The sequence below is a fragment of the Demequina sp. genome, from assembly GCA_024707205.1.
In the GTDB taxonomy this organism is placed as follows: Bacteria; Actinomycetota; Actinomycetes; order Actinomycetales; family Demequinaceae; genus Demequina.
Window position 1 is genome coordinate 1972268 of record JANQAD010000001.1, and the last position, 19557, is coordinate 1991824.

A 19557-nucleotide genomic window follows, 5' to 3' on the forward strand; every position below is an offset into this window, starting at 1 on the left:
TCATTCCCGGTTCGCGTGGCTGGTCGCTGGTCGCTGGTCGCTGGTCGCCGTTCCGTCCAGCCTGGAATGGGTCTTGAGTGTCGCGAGGAGCGAGTTTCGCGACACTGAGGACCCATTCGGGCTCAAGTTGGCGCATCCGGCGTGGGCTCCGCCTTCGCGGGCACCGCCCACTCGATATCGCGATATGATGGAACCGTCATATCAGGAAAGGCGACTCCATGGACTCCGGACGCCCGCTCAACATCGTCAAGGCCGAGCTCTTCAAGGGCCTCGCCCACCCGGTGCGCATTCGCCTTCTCGAACTGCTAGACGCGGGCGGCGAGTTGGGAGTTGCCAGGCTCATCGCCGAGACCGGGCTCGAGGCCTCGCACGTATCGCAGCACCTGCGCGTGCTGCGCGGCTATGACCTCGTGAGTTCCGAGCGCCGTGGCTCCGAGGTCTTCTACCGACTCGCGCACGATGGCGTCTCGGACCTGCTCGCCGCGGCGCGGTCTTTGCTGAGGGAGGTGCTCGCGACCCGCCAGGCGATGGTGGCCGCCGCCGAATGAGCGCGCAACTGAGGTCGCTGCTGCCCGGCCGCTCTGACTACGCCGACCTGCGACACACCTGGCGCATCGACGCGCTCGCGGGCCTCACCGTTGGCGTGGTCGCGCTGCCTTTGGCGCTGGCGTTCGGCGTCTCGTCGGGTGTGGGGGCGGAGGCCGGAATCGTCACGGCCATCGTCGCGGGCGTCGTCGCCGCGATCTTCGGCGGCTCCAACGTGCAGGTCTCGGGGCCCACCGGCGCCATGGTCGTGGTGCTCGCGCCCGTGGTCGCCGCGCACGGGACCGGCGCGCTCGCGACCGTGACCCTCATGGCGGGCGTCATCGTCGTGGCCGCGGGCGTGCTGCGGCTCGGGTCCATCGTCGGAGCCATACCGTGGCCCGTTATCGAGGGCTTCACCGTGGGCATCGCGGTCATCATCTTCCTCCAGCAGGTGCCGGCCGCCCTGGGCCTTCCCGCCACTTCGCATCAGACCAACGCGGCACTCGCGGCGATAGACGCGGTGCGGCGGTCCTCCCTCACCTCAGCATGGCCGACGCTGCTGATAGTCGCCGTGGTGGCTTCGATCATGCTGGGGGTGCGCAGGTTCGGGCCCAAGATCCCGGGCTCGATGATCGCGATCGTGGTCGTGACCGCAGGAGTCGCGATCACCGGCGCCGCGGTGCCCGTGATCGGTGAGCTTCCCAAGGGACTCCCGATCCCTTCGTTTCCCGCGATCACCCCCCACGCGCTCGCCGCGCTCGCGGCCCCGGCGCTCACCATCGCCGCCCTCGCCGGAATCGAGTCGCTCCTCTCAGCCCGCGTCGCCTCCCTGCACTCTGACACCGGCCGCTATGACGGGGACCGCGAACTGGTGGGCCAGGGACTGGCCTCCATAGCGTCGGGCCTGTTTGGGGGAATGCCGGCGACCGGCGCGATCGCTCGCACCGCCGTGAACGTGCGCTCGGGCGCGAGGACGCGGCTCGCGGCCATCATGCACGCGCTGACCCTGCTCGTCATCGTGACCGTGGCTGGGGTGCTCGTGGCGAACGTCCCGCTCGCCGCGCTCGCGGGGATCCTCATGGTGACCGCGGCGACGATGGTGCCGCGGCGCTCGGTCATGACAGTGATCCGCACCTCACGACAGAATGCCCTGGTATTCGCCGTGACGGCCGGCGTGACGGTGGCGGTGGACCTCATCTACGCGGTGATCATCGGGGTGCTGGTCGCGGCCGTGTTCGCGTTGCGCACGCTCGCCCGCTCTGCCGGAGTACACCGCGAGGAACTTCCGGGTCCGCCGGCGCCATGGGACGAGAGCATCGCCCTGTTCCGCATCGATGGGGCGCTGTTCTTTGGCGCGGCCGAGCGAGTGCTGGATCGCGTGGCCGCCACCGAGGGGGTGAGCGTGGTGATCCTCAGAATGTCGCAGGTGCAGCTCATGGATTCCACCGGCGCCCAGGTGCTCGCGGAGCTCGTGGCCGGGCTGGAGAGGCGTGGAGTGACGGTGATCGTCAAGGGCATCCAGCCGCAGCACCTCGAGCTCGCCACGCGGGTGGGCGTGCTCGCCGCGCTGCGTGACGAGAGGCACCTCTTCGACGCCCTCGAGCCCGCGGTGGAGCATGCGCGCTCCCACGTGCGGCGATCCTCGCCGTCCCGCTCCTGATCCCGCTCGCTCTCGGTACAACGAGGTCGTTTCCCGCGCGGGAAACGACCCGTATGTACCGAGAGCATGCGAGGGCGTAGCGTGGTGGAATGCGCCTCACCAAGTTCACCCAGGCATGCGTCCTCATCACTGACGGCGAGCGCCGGGTACTCATCGACCCCACCCCCATGGAGCCCCGCGCGGCGGAGTTGCTCGCCTCCACGGCGGCTTTGCTCGTGACACACGGCCACCGCGACCACGTGGACCCGGCGATGCTCGCGGAAGCGCTCGTAGCGCGCGCGGACCTCTCGGTGTGGGCCCCTCGCAGCGTGGCTGAGGAAGTGCGCAACGCTATGCCCGACGCTGGTGCCGGGTTTGCGGGCACGCTCACCTCGGTAGTGCAGGGAGACGAGCTCGTGGCGGGAGGCTTTGGGGTGCGGGTCTTCGGCGGCAAGCACGCGGAGATCCACCCCGACATGGACACGGGCGAGAACGTCGCGTACCTGGTAGATGGCAGGGTCTACCACCCCGGCGACTCGTTCTTTGCCCCCGGGGAGCCTATTGAGGTGCTGTTGCTGCCGACCTCTGGCCCATGGCACACCACGGGAGGCGCCATGGACTTCGTGCGCACCGTAGCCCCGCGCAGGGCGATCCAGATCCACGAGATCTTCGCGAGCGATTTTGGGCAGAACGCCATGGTGCAGCGCATCGCGGGCGCGGCAAACGTGCAGCTGGAACTGGTGCCGAACGGCCAGGAGGTCGAGGTCTAGAGAGCGCTACCTCTACAGAGCGCCGTGGGGCTCCACCGCGTCCACCTCAAGCGCACGCCCGCGCGGCCTCTGCGACAGCGCCTGCGAGAACACCGCGATCACCACGCCCGCCACGATCATGAGCGTCAGGCCCACGCGCAGCGAGTACGCGTCCGCAATGAGCCCCACGAGCACGGGGGAGAGCAGGAAGCCCAGCCGTAGTGTCCACGACAGGATCGTGAGGCCGGTCCCAACGCGGAAGCCGGGCAGTTCGTCTGCCTCGTGCATCGCGGCCGGGATGGTGGTCGCCACGCCTAGCCCCGCTAGCCCAAAGCCCACGATCGTGAGGGGAATCGACGGCCACAGCAGCGCGGGACCCATGCCGATCACCACGAGCACTCCGCCCGCCCGCGCCACGGTCCGCTGCCCAAAGCGATCCACCATGCGGTCGCCGATGAGCCGCCCGATCGTCTGCATCGTCATGAGCGCCACAAAGCCGAGCGCGGCGATCGTGGGGCCAGCGCCCAACTCGTCCTTGAGATAGCTCGCGGACCACGTGCCGCCCGCGTCCTCGACCCAGCCGCCCGCGATCGCGACGACCGCCAGCGCGCCAAGGATCAGCCAGACGCGCACGGCGACGGCCTTCAGTCCGCCTCCGCCCGACGCTGCGGTCGCCGGGGGCACGGGGTCGTCACCTGGGAGCAGCATCCGGTAGCCGACCACGTTGACGATCGCGACGATGACCGCGACGCCCGCGAAGTGAATCGGGACCGGGATGTGGAGACCGGCGGCGGCCGCGCCCATGAGGCCGCCGAGCACGGCGCCGATGGACCACATCGCGTGGAACGCGTTGATGATCGATCGCTTCAGTTCTCGCTGCACTCGCAGCCCGTGGGAGTTCTGGGCGACGTCCGCGATGGAGTCGATCGCGCCTACGCCGAACAGCGCGGCGGCGAACAGGATGCCGTTGGGCGCGAGCGACGCCAGCAGCGCGAACACCGCCATGAGGATCATCGAGACCACGGCGACTCGCGATGAGCGGTAGCGGCGGATGACTGCCGCTGCGGTGAGTCCCACGACCATCGCACCCACGGCGCCGAACATCACGGCGGTGCCGAACTGCGCATAGCTGAGGCCCAGCCCGCGCCTGATCTCGGGGTAGCGCGGCGCCAAGTTGGACCAGATGAGGCCGTTCGTGACGAAGAGCAGCGTCACGCCAAGCCGCGCGCGGCTCAGCGCGGGGGTGGCAGGGGCCTCAGCCCGGGCGTCCGCCACTAGACCTTGACCTCGAAGGGAGCGACGAGCAGATCATCGAGGCGAGAGGACGGGCCGACGAGCAGCTCGAACGCGCCGGGCTCCACGACCCGGCGGCCGTCTGCGGTCACGATGGTGCATGCGGAGACCGGGATCTCGATCGCCACACGCTCACTCTCGCCGGGCGCCAGGGATACCTGCGCGAACGCCTTGAACTCCCTGTCCGCCCAGGTTGCGGAGGTGTTGACGTCGCGGACGTAGGCCTGCACGGTCTCAAGCACCGGGCGGTTGCCGGTGTTGGTCACGAGCACCGAGGCCCGCACGGTGTCCTCCGGGCGCAACAGCGGCAGCGAGATCGCGAGATCGTCGTACGAGACCGAGGAGTACGAGAGGCCCTCGCCGAAAACGAAGTGCGGCTCCTGGGTCAGGTCCGCGTAGCGCGTGCCGTGCTGGGCGTGAATCTGGTTGTAGAAGGTGGGCTGCTGGCCAACGTGGCGGGGCCACGAGATGGGCAGGCGCCCGGTGGGCTCGATCTCGCCGAAGATCAGCTCGGCGACGGCCCGCCCGCCCTCCATGCCCGGGTTCGCCGCCCAGATGATCGCGGCGCAGCGCTCCGCGGATGGCGGCAGCACGTGCGGCTTGGATGCGAGCACCACGAGGATCACCGGAACGCCGGTCTCGACGAGCGCATCGAGAAGCGCCACCTGCCCGCCCTGCAGCTCGAGGGTCGCCGTCGAGCGACCCTCGCCCACCAGGTAGATGCAGTCGCCGAGCACCGCGATGACGGTGTCCGAGCCCTCGGCGGCGGCGACGGCCGCGGCGATCTGCTCGGGGTCCGGGGGGATCGGAATCGCGATCGGGTGCCGCGGCTGGCCGTCGGCGTAGAACTCGCCGTCGGGATCGGGACCCGTAGCGACGATCTCGGCCCCGCGCTCGTAGGTGACCACAGCGTCGGGCACAAGGGAGCGCACGCCGTCCAGAATTGTGGTGATCTGCTCGCGGCGGTGCCCGTCCGGCAGCCAGTCCGCCTGGCCGGAGTTCCCTGCCCAGTCGCCAAGCTGGTACTGGGCGTCGTCGGCGTTGGGGCCCACCACGGCGATGCGGCGAGTGGCCGACGCTGCCAACGGCAGGGTGCCGTCGTTGCGGAGCAGCACGAGCGAGCGGCGAGCGGTCTCGAGATTCAGGGCGGTGTGCGCGGGCTGGCCGATCACCGCGGACTGGCGCGCAGCGTCGGGCACGCGGGGGTCCTCGAACAGCCCAAGCTCAAACTTGAGCGTCAGCACGCGGGCCACGGCCGCGTCGATGTGCGCCTCGTCCAGCAGGCCTTGCGCCACGGCGGCCTGCGCACCCTCGAAGAAGGCGGGAGTCGTCATGATCATGTCGTTGCCCGCATTGACCGCGGCCGCACCGGCCTGCGCGTAGTCGGGGAACAGGCGCTGCTCGCGCACGAGGTTGCCCACGTTGTCCCAGTCGGTGACGAGTGCGCCCTGGTAGCCCCATTCGCCGCGCAGCACGTCGTTGAGCAGCCACTTGTTGATGGTGATCGGAATGCCGTCCGTTGACTGATACCCGAGCATGAAGGAGGCGACGCCCTCGCGGGCCACGCGCTCAAAAGGCGGCAGATACCAGGAGCGAAGCTTGCGCTGCGAGATGTCCGCCTCGGACGCGTCGCGACCGCCCTGGGTCTCCGAATACCCGGCGAAGTGCTTCGCGGTGGCGAGGATCGCGTCGGGATCGGCGAGGCCATGGCCCTGGTAGCCGCGGACCATCGCGGAGGCGAGCTCGCCGATGAGGAACGGGTCCTCGCCGAACGTCTCGTCGACGCGCCCCCAGCGCAGGTCGCGAGCGATGCACAGCACGGGGGAGAAGGTCCAGTGGATGCCGGTGGGCGCAACCTCAACGGCCGTGGCGCGGGCCACGCGCTCCAGTAGATCAGCCGAGAAGGATGCCGCCATGCCTAGCTGCGTCGGGAAGATCGTGGCGCCCTCGAAGAAGGAGTGGCCGTGAATGCAGTCGTCGCCGATGAGCAGGGGAATGCGCAGCCGCGTCTGCTGCACCAGCTCGTGGGCGCGCGCGAGGTTCTCCGGCGAGGCGTGCAGCAGGGAGCCGACGGTGTACTCGAGCACGTACTCGTCCACGCCGTTCTTGGCGTCCAGTTGGAGCATCTGGCCCACCTTCTCGGCGAGCGTCATGCGGGAGACGAGGTCGGCTACGCGGTCTGCGATAGGCAGGGTCGCATCACGAAACGATTCGGTCACGCGCGCCAGTGTAGCGCAACTCCTACCGTGTGGTAAGTTGCGGGAGCGAGTTACTTACCGATGGTCGAAAGGGGGCCTCGATGGGCGAGTCAGAGCGCGGCGCGGCAACGCGTGAGCACATTCTCGCGACGGCGACCGCGATGTTCGGCGAGGCCGGCTACCGCGGAGCCTCCCTGCGCGATATCGCCGCCCGGTGCGGTCTCACGCACCCCGGCCTGCTCTACCACTTTCCCACCAAGGCGGGCCTGCTCGAGGCGGTGCTCCAGCGTCGGGACCAGGACGACACCGCAAGGGCGGAGGAGGGCGCCCGTGGATTGGCGGCGCTGAACGGACTCGTGGAGGTGGCGCGCAAGAACGCCGGCACCCGCGGCCTCGTGGAGCTCTTCGCCACCCTGTCCGCAGAGGCGACCGCCACCGACCACCCCGCCCATGCCTACTTCGTGGCGCGTTACGACCGCGTCGTCGGCGAGGTCACCGCGCACTTCGAGGAGCTCGTCGCGGACGGCGCCGCGCGCCCCGGGCTGGATCCGCGGGCGGCCGGCCGTCAATGGGTCGCCCTCATGGACGGTCTCCAGATCCAGTGGCTGCTCGACCCTTCAACCGACATGGCGGGCGTGCTCAAGGCGCACCTGGACGCCCAACTGGCCTGAGCGTCGGGCATTCACAAGCCGGCCCGACGCTGGCTACAGCGAGGCGAGCCACTCCCGGTAGGCGTCGGTTGAGTAGGGACGCCCAAGGAACGCCTCGATGCTCTCGGCGGCGTGGCGCCGATTGCCCGGATCGAGCACCTCGCGGCGGTAGCGCTTGGAAACGGAAGCGTCGAGCATGTTCTCGGGATCGAAGGCGGTGAAGAGGTCCTTCGCGATCGACAGGCTCCACTGATACGTGTAGTAGCAGGCCGAATAGTCGGTGAGGTGCCCAAACGACGCGTACTGGTGCGTGTTCGGGATCATCTCGCGCACGTCGTATTCGGCCTCGATCGCCTCGGCGAAAGGAGCGATCTCCGTGGGATGGTCCCGGTGCAGGCGGTGGGAGAGCGCCGCGTAGGCGAGCTGACGCGCCGTCATGAGGCCCTCGCAGAAGTCGCGAGACGCGCGAAGGGCGTCCACGAGCTCCGTCGGAATGGCCTCCCCAGCTGCGTTCGTGGCGAAGCGCTGCAGTACGGGTGCGGACCAGGCCCACTCCTCAAGCATCTGCGACGGCGCCTCTACGAAGTCCCACTCCTGCTGCTCGATGAGGCCGGAGCAGCGCGCCCAGGTCTGCCTGCCGGCCGCGATCTCGTGCACGAGGTGCCCGAACTCGTGAAGGAAGGTGACCAGGTCGTCGAACGTCATGAGGCCCCGCGAGAAGTTGCACATGAGCGCGGACTCCGGCACGTTGCGGTTGGTGAACCCCGAGGCGATCGGGAAGCACGCCATGTGGCTGAACTTGCCCTCGCGGGGATGCATGTCGAGGTAGATGCGCCCAAGCAGTTCGCCGTCCTCCACCACGTCGAGCGCCTCCACGTCCGGGTGCCACGTCGCGACGTCCGGCGCGGGCACATAGTCGAAGCCGAACAGGTGCGCGGTGAGGTCGAGCACGCCCTGGCGCACCTTGGAGAAGTCGAGATACTCGCGCACCTCGTTCGCATCCACACCGAGCTCCTCGGCCTTGATGCGCTCCATGTAGTACGTCGAGTCAAAGACGGTGACGGTCGTGGCGTCCGGGTAATCGCGGCGCTTGCGCTCGAGCAGCCGCGCGTGGTCGCGGAGCGCGGCGGGACGAGCCTCAAGATTGATCTCGTCGATGAAGGCGCCAATCGCCTCGCCGTCGGCGATCATCTGGCGCTGCGTGGCGACGTCGGCGAACGACTTCAGCCCCAGCAGCTCCGCCTTGCGGTGGCGTGCCGCGAGCAGGTCCACGAGCACGGCGTCGTTCTCGGGGTACGCGCGGGCGTAGTCCGCCATGACGAGGTCCCTACGGGCATCGGCATCGCGCGCCATCTCCATGAAGGGGAACTTGTCCGGGTACGCGGTGGTGATCTCCACGAGCCCGTCCTCGCCAACGGGGTGGTCGTCGATGTAGTCCTGAGGGAGCCCGTCCAGGCGCTCGGGCGAGATCCGAATCGACGCCTGGGCGTCGCGAATGTTCTCGGAGAAGGTCGTCATCAGCGAGGTGATGCGCTCGTTGACCGCGGCTAGCTCCATGCGCGCCTCGTCGCCGAGGTGCGCCCCCTCCGCGCGGAAGTCGCCGAGGATCAGCTCGCGCACGGAGGCGGCATCCGGGGTGAGGGAGTCCGCGTCGAGTCCGTCGATGAGGGCGAAAAGCGCCGCGTCCTGATCCCGGTCAAGCCGCAGCGCCTTCGCGCGCACGTACAGGGTGCCCGCGAGTTCGCGGACCTCCGCATCGGGGTGGCATTCCGCGAGGATCTGCGGCAGCTGCTCCGCGTGAAGGATGGAGATGTCCGCTTCGTTCCACTCACTGAGCACGTCGTTCCCTCGCCCCTCGCGCAGCGCGTCAAGAGTTGCGCGCGCGGCGTCGAGTCGCGAGGTCACATAGATCTCGAGGTAGTCGCTCCACGACACGCCGTCACGAGGAAAGTCAAGGGTGGTCATGGGTTAGGAGCCTATGCCGAATCCCGTGCTCCGCGCTCGCCAGTCACTGATCGCTCGGTAAGGGTAGCGGGACTGTGGTCCCGGGCCTGGGGCCAAACCCGCTCCTAGATTGCTCAGTGGGTGCTACCCCGGCGCCCCGGGCCAACAAGGCCCGTGTGATGAGGAGAAAAATCACCATGGCAACGACGCCCGAAGCGCCAGCGGTCACCACCGCAGCGGCGCCCACCCTTACCGGCCACAAGCTTGGCTGGGTATTTCTGAGCCTGGCTCGCATTGGAGTCGGCTTCGTCTTCCTCTGGGCCTTCTTCGACAAGCTGCTTGGCCTCGGCTTCAGCACCTGCCGCACGGTGGCAGAGGACGGCACCTTCTCGATCGACGCGTTCTGCGACAAGGCGTGGATCAACGGCGGCCACGTGACCGAGGGTTACCTCGTCTACGGCGGCAACGTCAACAGCCCGTTCCACGACTTCTTCGTGAGCCTGGGTGCTCAGCGCTGGACCGACTGGGTATTCATGCTCGGTCTGCTCGGCATCGGCTTCGCCCTGATGGTGGGCGTGGGCACCAAGATCGCGATGGTCACCGGCCCGCTCATGCTGCTGTTCATGTACATGACGCAGATGTGGCCGTCCACCAACCCCATCCTCGACGAGCACATCCTTGAGGCCCTGATCATCATCGCCGCAGTTCTCCTTGAACTCGGCCACCAGTCCATCGGCCTCGGTGAATGGTGGAAGAAGAAGGTCGGAGTCAAGCACTGGTCTGTCTAGACCCCCAGATCCTCCCTCGACGGGCCCCGCAGCGACAAGCAGCGGGGCCTGTCGCTTTCTTGCGACACGCCACGTATCCCGCGCATCTGTTGCGTGCCAGGACTAGCGTTGAGCGCGGGGGACGGGTCCCCGGTCCCCTCTGTGTCCATCCTGGGAGGGAACACATGAGTTCGGAAGTGACTGATACACCTGCTTCCGCGGCAGCGTCGCCGTCGGAAAGCAAGGCCGGCTGGTTCTTCCTCAGCCTCACTCGCATCGCCATTGGATTCGTCTTCCTCTGGGCGTTCTTCGACAAGCTGTTCGGCTTGGGCTTCAGCACGTGCCGCACCATGAACGATGACGGGTCGTGGGGATCCGTCGAGTACATGTGCGACAAGGCGTGGATCAACGGCGCGCGCATCACCGAGGGTTACCTCGGCTCGTCCACAGGCCCATTCGCCGACTTCTTCAAGGATCTGGGCCAGCAGGCGTGGACTGACTGGCCGTTCATGCTCGGCCTGTTCGGCATCGGATTCGCGCTGTGCTTCGGCGTGGGCACTCGGATCGTGCTTTTCGCGGGACCCGCGATGCTCATGCTGATGTACATCTCGCACTACTGGCCGGGCCAGGGTGGCAACACCGCGAACCCGTTCGTGGAGGAGCACCTTATCGAGGCGCTCGCGATCATCGCGATCGTCCTGCTCGAGCTGCACTACCGCCAGGCCATCGGCTTTGGCGAGTGGTGGAAGCGCAAGGTAGGCGTCAAACACTGGACCGTGTAGCGGTTCTGCTGTCGAGGGTGGGTCACCTTTGGGTGGCCCGCCCTTCGCATGCCCGACGCTGTGCTCACCGGTGCCAGAATGGTCACCATGCCTCCCCGTTCCCTTGGCTTGCGCGCCCTTGCGGTGACGGCGCTCACGGTCGCCGCCGCTGCGCTCGCGTTGCCGGCGTCGGCGCACGCCGAGCTTGTCTCCTCCACACCCGAGGACGGCGCGACTGTGAGCGAGCTGACCACGGTCCACCTCGAGTTCTCCGAGGATCTGCTCGAGATCGGCAACTCCGTGGTGGTCACTGACGGGGCGGGCGTCGAGCACGACGCGGAGCTCACCTTCCCGCAGCCCAACCAGATTGACGCGGCCGTCACCGATGTGGCGCCCGGTGAGGTGACGATCGCCTGGCGCAATGCCTCCGTTGACGGGCATACCGAGGAGGGGGAACTCCACGTGACGCTTCTCGCTCCCTCGCCCAGCCCGTCGGCCACCCCCAGCCCCACGCCCACGGTGACCGTCACGGCCACCCCTTCGCCGTCGGCGAGCCCTTCGCCAAGCCTCACCGTGGTGCCCATCGACAGTGGCAGCGGCGGCACCGGGTGGTGGGCGTGGGTCCTGCTCGGCGTCGCCGTCATCGGTGGAACTGCTGCCGCCCTCATCGCCGCCTTGCGCAAGCCGCCCGCGCCACCCTCGGAGTCCTGATGAAGATTCGCCTCGGCACCAGGGGTTCCGCTCTCGCGACCACGCAGTCCGGCATGGTCGCGGAGTCGCTCGTGGCCGCTGGGGCGAGGCACGGCATCGAGGTTGAGGTCGAGCTCGTCACCATCACCACCCACGGCGACATCTCCAAGGCCTCTCTCGTGGGGCTGAGCGAGGTGGGTGTCTTCGTCACCGCGCTGCGAACGTCGCTGCTGGCGGGGGAGTGCGACGTCGTCGTGCACTCGCTCAAGGACATGCCCACCGCGCCCGCCGAGGGCCTCGAGCTGGCCGCGCTGCCCATCAGGGAGGACGTTCGCGACGCGCTGTGTGCCAACGGCCGCAAGCTCGCCGGGCTGCCCACGGGCGCGCGCGTCGGCACCGGATCTCCAAGGCGCTCCGCACAGATCCTGTCGCTCCGCAGCGACCTCGTGGCGGTCCCCATTCGTGGGAACGTGGACACCCGGTTGGCGATGGTGGGCAAAGACCTCGACGCCGTGGTGCTCGCCGCCGCCGGGCTGCACCGGCTTGGCCGCGGCGACGAGGCGAGCGAGCTGTTCGATCCCGCGGACATGCTGCCTGCCCCCGGCCAAGGCGCCCTCGCGGTGGAGATTGCGGCGGACGCGCCGGTGGAGCTCGCGGAGCTTGTCCGCTCGCTCGACGACGCCGATACGCGCGCGGCCGTGACGGCGGAGCGCGCGGCGCTTGCCGTGCTTGACGCCGGCTGCAGTGCTCCCGTTGGCGCGTTTGCAACCGTGGGCGGGGGGTCGCTGAGTCTCACGGTGCGCGTTATGAACCTGGACGGGACGCTCGCGCTGACAGAGAAGGCGTCCGGCCGCGCAGGGGACGCACTTTCGCTCGGTCGCGCGGCCGCGTACGCGCTGCTCGGCCGAGGCGCGGCAAGCCTCATGGGGCGCGCGTGACGCTCGCGGGCCGTCGGATACTGGTGCCGGTCACGGCGGGCCGGCGGGACCTCGCCGAGCGCCTTCGCGCTTCGGGGGCGATCGTCGACGAGGTGGAGTTCATCGAGATCGTCGAGACCGCGCAGCCGGAGGTGCTTGCGGCCGCGACTCTCGAGTGGTGCGACGGGGGCTTCGACTGGCTCGCGGTGACGAGCCGCAATGCCGTGCTCGCCATGGCGGCCGTCGCCACCGCGAATGCCCGACGCTTGGGCGAGCCCGTCCCGCCCGCTCGCGTCGCCACGGTCGGCGAGGCCACGCGATCGGTCTGCGCGAGCGTCGGGCTCGAGGTTGCGCTGGTGCCGAGCGAGCGACAGGACGCGCGCGGCATCGTCTCCGAGTTTCCCGACGGGCCCGGGCGGGCTCTCGTGCCCCTTGGCGACCTCGCGGGGCCGGTCTTGGCGCGCGGGCTCGTGCGCAAGGGCTGGGACGTCACCGAGGTCGAGGCCTATCGAGTGGTTGACGGACCGGGCATCTCCGCGGACACGGCCACCGCGCTCGCGGCGGGGGAGTTCGACGCCGTGCTCCTCACGTCCGGGAGCGTCGCTGAGCGTTACGCACCGCACGCGGCGCCCGCCGGGACGCTGGTGGTGGCGATAGGGCGCACCACCGAGGCCGCGGCGAAGGCGGCGGGGCTGACCGTGGGGGCCGTGGCAACCACGCCGAGCCACGCGGGTATCGTGGAGGCATTGGAAAACGCCTGGAATACCAGGGAGGACGCATGACAGGACCGATCCGCCCGCGCCGATTGAGGGCCACGCCCGCCCTGCGTCGCCTAGTTGCGGAGACGCGAGTGAGTCCCTCGCAGCTCGTGCTGCCCGTGTTCGTGCGCGAGGGCCTGACGGCCCCACGGCCCATCGACTCACTGCCCGGCGTGTCCCAGCACTCGCTGACGTCCCTGGTAGACGTGGTTGGCGCGGCCGCGGATGCCGGGCTGGGCGGCGTCATGCTGTTCGCCGTCCCGGAGGTCCGGGACGCTGTCGGTACACAGGGGTCGGATCCGGATGGGATTCTCAACCGCGCCATCGCCGTGGCGAGGGACGCGGCAGCCGGTCGCCTCGTGGTCATGGCCGACCTCTGCCTCGACGAGTTCACCGACCACGGCCACTGTGGCGTGCTCGCTGCCGACGGCACCGTGGACAACGACTCGACCCTCGTGGTCTATGCGCGCATGGCCCTTGCGCAGGCCGACGCGGGCGCCGAGGTGCTGGGCCTGAGCGGCATGATGGACGGCCAGGTCGCCGCCGTGCGCGCGGCGCTCGACGACGCGGGGCACACCGACACCGCGGTCCTCGCCTACGCGGCCAAGTACGCTTCGGCGTTCTATGGCCCGTTCCGCGACGCCGTCGAGAGCCAGCTCGAGGGCGACCGCCGCACCTACCAGATGAACCCGGCCAACCGCCGCGAGGGGCTGCTCGAGGCCGCCCTCGACGAGACCGAGGGCGCCGACATCGTCATGGTGAAGCCGGCCCTGCCCTACCTGGACGTGCTCGCGGACGTGGCGGCAGCGTCGGCCATTCCGGTGGCCGCGTACCACGTGAGCGGCGAGTACGCCCAGATCGAGGCCGCGGCCGCGAACGGCTGGATCGATCGCCGCGCCGCCCATGTGGAGGCCGTGACGTCGATCGTGCGCGCTGGTGCCGACATCGTGCTGACGTATGCCGCGCTCGAGTTGAGCGAGTGGCTCGCGTGACGTTCTATGAGCGGGCCGCCGCGATCGTCCCCGGCGGTGTGAACTCGCCGGTGCGCGCGTGGAATGGCGTTGGCGGGCACCCGGTGCCGATCGCGTCGGGCAGCGGGGCGTACGTGACCGACGCTGAGGGCCGTACGTTTGTGGACCTGGTCTGCTCGTGGGGCGCCGGGATCGTCGGCCACGCGCATCCCGTGGTGGTGGAGGCGGTCACGCGTGCCGCCGAGCGCGGGCTGAGCTTCGGCGCCACGACGGAGGGCGAGATAGCGCTCGCCGAGGAGATCAGCCGCCGCTATCCGCCCGCCGAGCGGGTGCGCCTGGTCTCCACCGGCACCGAGGCCACGATGACCGCGCTGCGGCTTGCCCGCGCGGCCACGGGTCGCGACGTGATCGTGAAGTTCGCAGGTCTCTACCACGGACACTCGGACTCGCTGCTGGTGGCGGCGGGCTCGGGCCTTGCGACCTCCGGCATCCCGGATTCCGCGGGCGTCACCAAGGCCGTGGCCGCGGACACGCTCGTGTTGCCCTACGGCGACGAAGCCGCGCTCACAGACGCCTTCGCCGAGCACGGGGCCTCCATCGCCGCCGTCATCGTCGAGGCGGCGCCGTGCAACATGGGCGTGGTCACGCCCCCGCTCGGTTTCAACCGACTCATCGCGACCCTGTGCCGCAACGAGGGCGCCGTCATGATCTGCGACGAGGTGCTGACAGGCTTCCGGGCCGGTCCAGCAGGGTATTGGGGGGTGGAGCGGGACGCCGCGCTGGCCGCCGGGGACGAGCCGTGGGTGCCGGACCTGGTCACCTTCGGCAAGGTCATCGGCGGCGGACTGCCGGTGGCCGCGGTCGCCGGCAGGCGGGACCTCATGGAGCAGCTCGCGCCGCTCGGTCCTGTGTATCAGGCAGGCACGCTATCTGGGAATCCGGTAGCCGTGGCCGCCGGGCTCGCGACCCTCTCGCTCATGGATTCGGCGGCTTACCAGGGACTTTCCCTCACGTCCGACGCTCTGGTTGCCGGAGTCTCGGGGGCGCTGGCATCTGCTGGAGTGCCGCTCTCGGTTGGCCGAGCGGGCACGCTCGCCTCCTTCTTCTTGGGCCTTCCCGACGCTCCGGTCACCTTCGATGCCGCGCGCCTCCAGGACTCCGCGGCCTACGCGCGGCTCTTCCACTCGCTTCACGAGGACGGCGTCTACCTGCCCCCAAGTGCGTTCGAGGCGTGGTTCGTGTCCACCGCGCACGGCCAAGCAGAGGTGGCCGCGGTGGTGAGCGCCGTGGAGGCGTGGGCGAACGCCTGACTTCTCCCAGCGTCGGGCCGGCCGCCCACCGCGCCCCAACACTCCTGACCACTCAGGAGGACGTTGAGCGCTCACAAGTGCGGCGAAGGCCCCGAAAGTGGTCAGGAGTGTTGGGAGAGCGGGTGGTGTGACCGGAATTTCACAGTCGGCGGCGGTGGCGGGTGAGACGGAAGTTGCGCCGCATTTACGCCCGAAGGGAGTCGCTGTAACACGCCCTTCCTAGCGTGGTGAGCATGATCCAGTCTCCGGAACACGTGGTGGTCGTTGGCGGCGGGATGGTGGCGCATCGGTTCGTTGAGGCACTGCGGTCTCGCGACACCGAGGGCCGCTATCGCGTGACCGTGTGCGCGGAGGAACCCCGCCGCCCCTACGACCGCGTTGCGCTCACCACCTACTTCACGGGCCGCCACCCAGAGGACTTGGAGCTCGGCGACCGTGGGCTGTGGGACGACGCGCTCGTGACCCTGCGCCGCGATCACCGTGTCACCGCGATCGACCGCGAGCAGCGCACGGTCACGGCTGCCGATGGAACCACCGAGCACTACGACCACCTGGTGCTCGCTACGGGCACCTACGCGTGGGTGCCGCCCATCAAGGGCGCCGATCTGCCAGGGGTGTTCGTCTACCGGACCATCGACGACGTCGCCGAGATCCGAGGCTACGTGGAGCGGCTGCGCGCTGAGCGCGGCGGCGGAGTGCTGCGGGGAGCCGTGCTCGGTGGCGGTCTTCTGGGCCTCGAGGCGGCTGGTGCACTTCAGGAGTTGGGCCTCGTATCTACCGTGATCCAGTCCGGACCGCGCCTCATGAACGTGCAGGTGGACGACGCGGGCGGGGCCGCGCTCAAGCGGCTCGTCGAGAAGCTCGGCGTCTCCGTGATGCTCGACGCGAACACGTCACGCTTCGCGCCCGGCCGCACCGGCACAGTGGGCTCGGTGAGGTTCGCCGACGGCGCCGAACTGGCCACCGACGTCGTCATCGTCGCTACCGGGGTGAGGCCGCGAGACGAACTTGCCGCAGCGTCGGGCCTTGAACGGGGCGAACGGGGGGCGTGACCGTTGACGACACGTGCCTGACCGCGGACCCGAACGTCAGCGCAATCGGCGAGGTCGCGTCCATCCAGGGTGCGTGGGTGGGCCTCGTGGCCCCCGGCTACACGATGGCGGAGATCGCGGTGGACCGGCTGCTCGGCGGGACATCCACGTATCCGGGAACCGACACCTCGGCCAAGCTCAAGCTGCTGGGCGTGGATGTTGCGAGCTTCGGCGACGCATTCGCGACCACGCCGGGCTCGCTCGAGGTGGTCTTCGCCGACCCGGTCGCGGGTGTGTACAAGAAACTCGTGCTGACGGACGACGCGCGGACACTGCTCGGCGGCATCCTCGTGGGCGACGCCTCCGCGTACTCGAGCCTGCGGCCGATGGTCGGCGCGGAGCTTCCCGGCGACGCCGCAACGTGGCTGCTTCCCGAAGGGGCAGGGGACCGCCCGCAGCTGGAGCTCCCGGACGCCGCCACAGTGTGCTCGTGCAACAACGTCAGCGCGGGCACCATCCGCGGGGCAGTCACGGAACACGACTGCACCGATCTCAGCGCGGTGAAGGCCTGCACCAAGGCGGGCACCGCGTGCGGCTCGTGCGTGCCACTCGTGAAGAAGCTCATGACCACGGAGCTGGAGCGTGCCGGCATCGCGGTCTCCAACGCCATGTGCGAGCACTTCGCGATGAGCCGCGCGGAGCTCTTCAACGCCGTGCAGATCGCGGAGCTCACCGCGTTCAGCGACATCATCGAGCGGTTCGGCACGGGGAGGGGCTGCGACATCTGCAAGCCCGCCGTCGCGTCGATCCTCGCGAGCCTGTACAACGGCCACGTGCTCGCGGAGGGCCGCGCGGCGCTGCAGGACACCAACGACCGCGTCATGGCGAACATGCAGAAGGACGGCACCTACTCGGTGGTGCCGCGCGTGCCCGGCGGCGAGATCACTCCGGAGAAGCTGATCGTCATCGGCGAGGTCGCCAAGGAGTTCGGCCTCTACACCAAGATCACTGGGGGCCAGCGCATCGACCTGTTCGGCGCGCGCATCGAGCAGCTCCCGTTGATCTGGAAGCGCCTGGTAGATGCCGGAATGGAGTCCGGGCACGCGTACGGCAAGAGCCTGCGCACGGTCAAGTCCTGTGTTGGATCAACCTGGTGCCGCTACGGCGTGCAGGACTCCGTGGGCATGGCCATCGCGCTCGAGCTCAGGTATCGCGGCCTGCGCAGCCCTCACAAGCTCAAGCTTGGCGTCTCGGGCTGCGCGCGCGAGTGCGCGGAGGCTCGCGGCAAGGACGTTGGCGTGATCGCCACCGAGAAAGGTTGGAACGTCTACGTAGGCGGCAACGGCGGCTTCAACCCCAAGCACGCGCAACTCCTGGTGGAGGACGTCGATGACGCAACGCTGCTCCAGGTCATCGATCGCTACCTGATGTTCTACATCCGCACGGCGGACCGCCTGCAGCGCACGGCGCCCTGGCAGGAGGACTTCGAGGGCGGGCTTGATCGCCTGCGCGAGATCATCGTCGACGACGCGCTCGGCATCTGCGCGGACCTCGACGCCCACATGGCGCGCCACATCGACTCCTACGAGGACGAATGGGCGGCCGTGCTCCGCGACCCGGCTCGCCTCGCGCAGTTCGCGAGCTTCATCAACGCGCCCGACGCTCCCGATCCCTCGCTCGCCTACGTCACCGAGCGCGGGCAGCGGCGTCCCGCCGGGCCGGTTTTCGTCGCAGGCGACACTTTGGAGGTGCGGGCATGATTCCGACGCTGACGCCAGTCTGCGACCTGGATCGCCTCACGCCGGACCTGGGTGTGGCGGCGCTGTTTCACGACACGCGGCTCGGCGACGTCCAGGTCGCGATCTTCCGCCTCACGGACGGCAGCGTCTACGCGGTGCAGAACCTGGATCCTTTCTCCGGCGCCCACGTGATGTCCCGCGGCATCACGGGTACTCGCGCGGGCGAACCCACGATCGCCTCGCCCATCTTCAAGCAGGTGTTCTCCCTGCGCACGGGCATGTGCCTCGCCACGATGGACCGCGAACCCGCAGCACCCGGCGGGCCGGACTTGGAGACATTCGCCGTGACCCTCGACAATGGCCAGGTGTTCATCAACCTGGCCGGTTACCGGTGACGACCCTCTTCGGCCTTGACCTCTCGGGCAAGCGCGTCCTCGTCGCGGGCGCGGGAGCCGTGGCCACGCGCCGCGTGCGCCGTTTTCTCACCGCGGGAGCCGACGTGCGCGTGGTGGCGCCAACAGCGTCGGACGACATCCAACGGCAGGCGAGCCACGGCGACCTGACCTGGCAATCCCGCCCCGTAGAACCCTCGGACCTGGACGACGCCTGGCTGGTGCTCGCGGCCACGGATGACCCGGCTCTCAACGACCGGATCGCCGGGTGGGCGACCGAGCGGCGCGTGTGGTGCATCGATGCTTCCGACGCCTCGCGCGGCACGGCGCGCCAGGCCGCGATGTCCACGCATGGCGATGTGACGGTTGGCGTGGTGTCGCTGGAGGCGCCGGACCCCAAGCGGATCCGCTCGATGCGCGACGCGATCGCCGAGTACATCGACTCAGGACACGTGGACCTGCGTCGCCGCCGGCCTGGGGCTGGGCGCGTGATCCTGGTGGGCTCCGGGCCCGGGGATCCGGGGCTCGTCACCGTTCGCGGCCGGCAGGCATTGGCAGAGGCCGACGTTGTGGTCACCGACCGCCTTGGCGCCACCGGGCTGCTGGTTGCCGTTCCCTACGACGTTGAGATCATCAACGTGGGCAAAAGCCCTGATAATCACCCGGTTCCCCAAGAGGAGATCAACGCGATCCTCGTGGACAGGGCGCTCGCGGGAAAGACCGTGGTGCGCCTCAAGGGCGGCGATCCGTTCGTGTTCGGCAGGGGAGGCGAAGAGGTACAGGCGTGCCTCGAGGCAGGGCTTGACGTGGAGGTGGTGCCCGGCGTCACGAGCGCGCTGAGCGTGCCGGCGCTCGCGGGCATCCCCGTGACACACCGGGCGGTCTCGAACTCCGTTCTCGTCACCTCGGGCCACGCGGGCGCGGACGCCGCGGCTATCGCCGCGATCACGTCGGGCGCAACCGTGGTGTTCCTCATGGCCGTCAACGCCCTTGAGGGGATCGTCCCGGCGGCCCTCGCCGCGGGTGCCGATTCTCAGTTGCCCGTAGCCATCATCGAGCGTGGCTCGACCTCACAGGAACGCGTGACGCGGGGTGAACTGGGCGCGATCGTTCGTATCGCCAACGAAACGGCGGTGAAACCTCCCGCCGTTATCGTCGTGGGAGAGGTGGCGGCTCCGGGGTTTCTCGGTTCGGACTCGGGCGTCACCTCCTGAAGGGGAGGC

At 69.2% G+C, this 19557-nt stretch carries 16 protein-coding genes and 1 pseudogene; 14 read left to right on the plus strand and 3 right to left on the minus strand.

All coding sequences use genetic code 11. The annotated features are described in order from the left end of the window. The first annotated feature begins 218 nt into the window (after nucleotides 1-218). The 3 genes from NVV57_10105 to NVV57_10115 all read left to right on the plus strand — a co-directional run bounded on the left by NVV57_10105 (nucleotide 219) and on the right by NVV57_10115 (nucleotide 2934). On the plus strand, nucleotides 219-548 hold the full coding sequence (locus tag NVV57_10105; GenBank protein ID MCR6713011.1) for a metalloregulator ArsR/SmtB family transcription factor: 330 nt from the start codon (nucleotides 219-221) through the stop codon (nucleotides 546-548). Next, nucleotides 545-2185, plus strand: coding sequence for a SulP family inorganic anion transporter (locus NVV57_10110; GenBank protein ID MCR6713012.1), 1641 nt, complete (start codon nucleotides 545-547; stop codon nucleotides 2183-2185). Before NVV57_10105 ends, NVV57_10110 begins: the two co-directional genes overlap by 4 nt. An 89-nt stretch (nucleotides 2186-2274) precedes the next feature. After that, entirely contained in the window at nucleotides 2275-2934 is a 660-nt protein-coding gene (locus NVV57_10115) for an MBL fold metallo-hydrolase (protein MCR6713013.1), read from the plus strand. A gap of 12 nt (nucleotides 2935-2946) precedes the next feature. On the opposite strand, the gene NVV57_10120 is transcribed toward NVV57_10115, so the two are convergent. Both NVV57_10120 and NVV57_10125 read right to left on the minus strand, forming a co-directional pair. Then, nucleotides 2947-4188 carry an MFS transporter gene (locus NVV57_10120; GenBank protein MCR6713014.1) on the minus strand — a complete coding sequence of 414 codons (1242 nt, stop codon included), beginning with the start codon at nucleotides 4186-4188 and terminating at the stop codon, nucleotides 2947-2949. Then, entirely contained in the window at nucleotides 4188-6425 is a 2238-nt protein-coding gene (locus NVV57_10125) for a glycoside hydrolase family 3 C-terminal domain-containing protein (protein ID MCR6713015.1), read from the minus strand. The genes NVV57_10120 and NVV57_10125 overlap by 1 nt, the downstream gene beginning before the upstream one ends. Before the next feature lie 80 nt (nucleotides 6426-6505). Between NVV57_10125 and NVV57_10130 the strand changes: the two genes are divergently transcribed. Beyond that, a complete protein-coding gene (locus tag NVV57_10130; GenBank protein ID MCR6713016.1) occupies nucleotides 6506-7075 on the plus strand; it encodes a TetR/AcrR family transcriptional regulator in 570 nt (189 codons plus the stop codon). A 33-nt stretch (nucleotides 7076-7108) separates the two neighbouring features. Here the strand turns inward: NVV57_10130 and NVV57_10135 are convergent, their stop codons facing one another. Beyond that, nucleotides 7109-9019: a Zn-dependent oligopeptidase gene (locus tag NVV57_10135; GenBank protein ID MCR6713017.1), complete on the minus strand. Its 1911-nt coding sequence runs from the start codon at nucleotides 9017-9019 to the stop codon at nucleotides 7109-7111. A gap of 176 nt (nucleotides 9020-9195) precedes the next feature. Here NVV57_10135 and NVV57_10140 point away from each other — a divergent pair, with 176 nt between their 5' ends. From NVV57_10140 to cobA, 10 genes and pseudogenes are all read left to right on the plus strand, one after another. Then, entirely contained in the window at nucleotides 9196-9786 is a 591-nt protein-coding gene (locus NVV57_10140; GenBank protein ID MCR6713018.1) for a DoxX family protein, read from the plus strand. Nucleotides 9787-9962: 176 nt separating this feature from the next. Continuing rightward, entirely contained in the window at nucleotides 9963-10547 is a 585-nt protein-coding gene (locus tag NVV57_10145) for a hypothetical protein (GenBank protein MCR6713019.1), read from the plus strand. Nucleotides 10548-10634: 87 nt separating this feature from the next. Continuing rightward, nucleotides 10635-11237, plus strand: coding sequence for a copper resistance protein CopC (locus NVV57_10150; GenBank protein ID MCR6713020.1), 603 nt, complete (start codon nucleotides 10635-10637; stop codon nucleotides 11235-11237). Beyond that, on the plus strand, nucleotides 11237-12154 hold the full coding sequence (gene hemC / locus NVV57_10155; GenBank protein MCR6713021.1) for a hydroxymethylbilane synthase: 918 nt from the start codon (nucleotides 11237-11239) through the stop codon (nucleotides 12152-12154). The genes NVV57_10150 and hemC overlap by 1 nt, the downstream gene beginning before the upstream one ends. Further along, the gene (locus tag NVV57_10160) at nucleotides 12151-12915 is read left to right on the plus strand and encodes a uroporphyrinogen-III synthase (protein MCR6713022.1); all 765 of its coding nucleotides are present in this window, start codon (nucleotides 12151-12153) and stop codon (nucleotides 12913-12915) included. Before hemC ends, NVV57_10160 begins: the two co-directional genes overlap by 4 nt. After that, a complete protein-coding gene (gene hemB / locus NVV57_10165; GenBank protein ID MCR6713023.1) occupies nucleotides 12912-13883 on the plus strand; it encodes a porphobilinogen synthase in 972 nt (323 codons plus the stop codon). The genes NVV57_10160 and hemB overlap by 4 nt, the downstream gene beginning before the upstream one ends. Continuing rightward, nucleotides 13871-15172 (plus strand): glutamate-1-semialdehyde 2,1-aminomutase, encoded by a 1302-nt coding sequence (locus tag NVV57_10170; GenBank protein ID MCR6713024.1) that lies wholly within the window; start codon nucleotides 13871-13873, stop codon nucleotides 15170-15172. The genes hemB and NVV57_10170 overlap by 13 nt, the downstream gene beginning before the upstream one ends. 233 nt (nucleotides 15173-15405) lie before the next feature. Beyond that, a pseudogene (gene nirB / locus NVV57_10175) lies at nucleotides 15406-17963 on the plus strand (nitrite reductase large subunit NirB). Then, on the plus strand, nucleotides 17960-18337 hold the full coding sequence (gene nirD, locus NVV57_10180; protein ID MCR6713025.1) for a nitrite reductase small subunit NirD: 378 nt from the start codon (nucleotides 17960-17962) through the stop codon (nucleotides 18335-18337). The pseudogene nirB and the gene nirD overlap by 4 nt, the downstream one beginning before the upstream one ends. Then, nucleotides 18334-19548: a uroporphyrinogen-III C-methyltransferase gene (gene cobA / locus NVV57_10185; GenBank protein ID MCR6713026.1), complete on the plus strand. Its 1215-nt coding sequence runs from the start codon at nucleotides 18334-18336 to the stop codon at nucleotides 19546-19548. Before nirD ends, cobA begins: the two co-directional genes overlap by 4 nt. The last annotated feature ends 9 nt before the right edge of the window (nucleotides 19549-19557 follow it).

Excerpts from the sequence above, each read along its gene's own strand:
- NVV57_10105 (MCR6713011.1), top strand. The coding sequence starts at position 219 with ATGGACTCCGGACGCCCGCTCAACATCGTCAAGGCCGAGCTCTTCAAG.
- NVV57_10110 (MCR6713012.1), top strand. The coding sequence starts at position 545 with ATGAGCGCGCAACTGAGGTCGCTGCTGCCCGGCCGCTCTGACTACGCC.
- NVV57_10115 (MCR6713013.1), top strand. The coding sequence starts at position 2,275 with ATGCGCCTCACCAAGTTCACCCAGGCATGCGTCCTCATCACTGACGGC.
- NVV57_10130 (MCR6713016.1), top strand. The coding sequence starts at position 6,506 with ATGGGCGAGTCAGAGCGCGGCGCGGCAACGCGTGAGCACATTCTCGCG.
- NVV57_10135 (MCR6713017.1), bottom strand. The coding sequence starts at position 9,019 with ATGACCACCCTTGACTTTCCTCGTGACGGCGTGTCGTGGAGCGACTAC.
- NVV57_10140 (MCR6713018.1), top strand. The coding sequence starts at position 9,196 with ATGGCAACGACGCCCGAAGCGCCAGCGGTCACCACCGCAGCGGCGCCC.
- NVV57_10150 (MCR6713020.1), top strand. The coding sequence starts at position 10,635 with ATGCCTCCCCGTTCCCTTGGCTTGCGCGCCCTTGCGGTGACGGCGCTC.
- hemC (MCR6713021.1), top strand. The coding sequence starts at position 11,237 with ATGAAGATTCGCCTCGGCACCAGGGGTTCCGCTCTCGCGACCACGCAG.
- hemB (MCR6713023.1), top strand. The coding sequence starts at position 12,912 with ATGACAGGACCGATCCGCCCGCGCCGATTGAGGGCCACGCCCGCCCTG.
- nirD (MCR6713025.1), top strand. The coding sequence starts at position 17,960 with ATGATTCCGACGCTGACGCCAGTCTGCGACCTGGATCGCCTCACGCCG.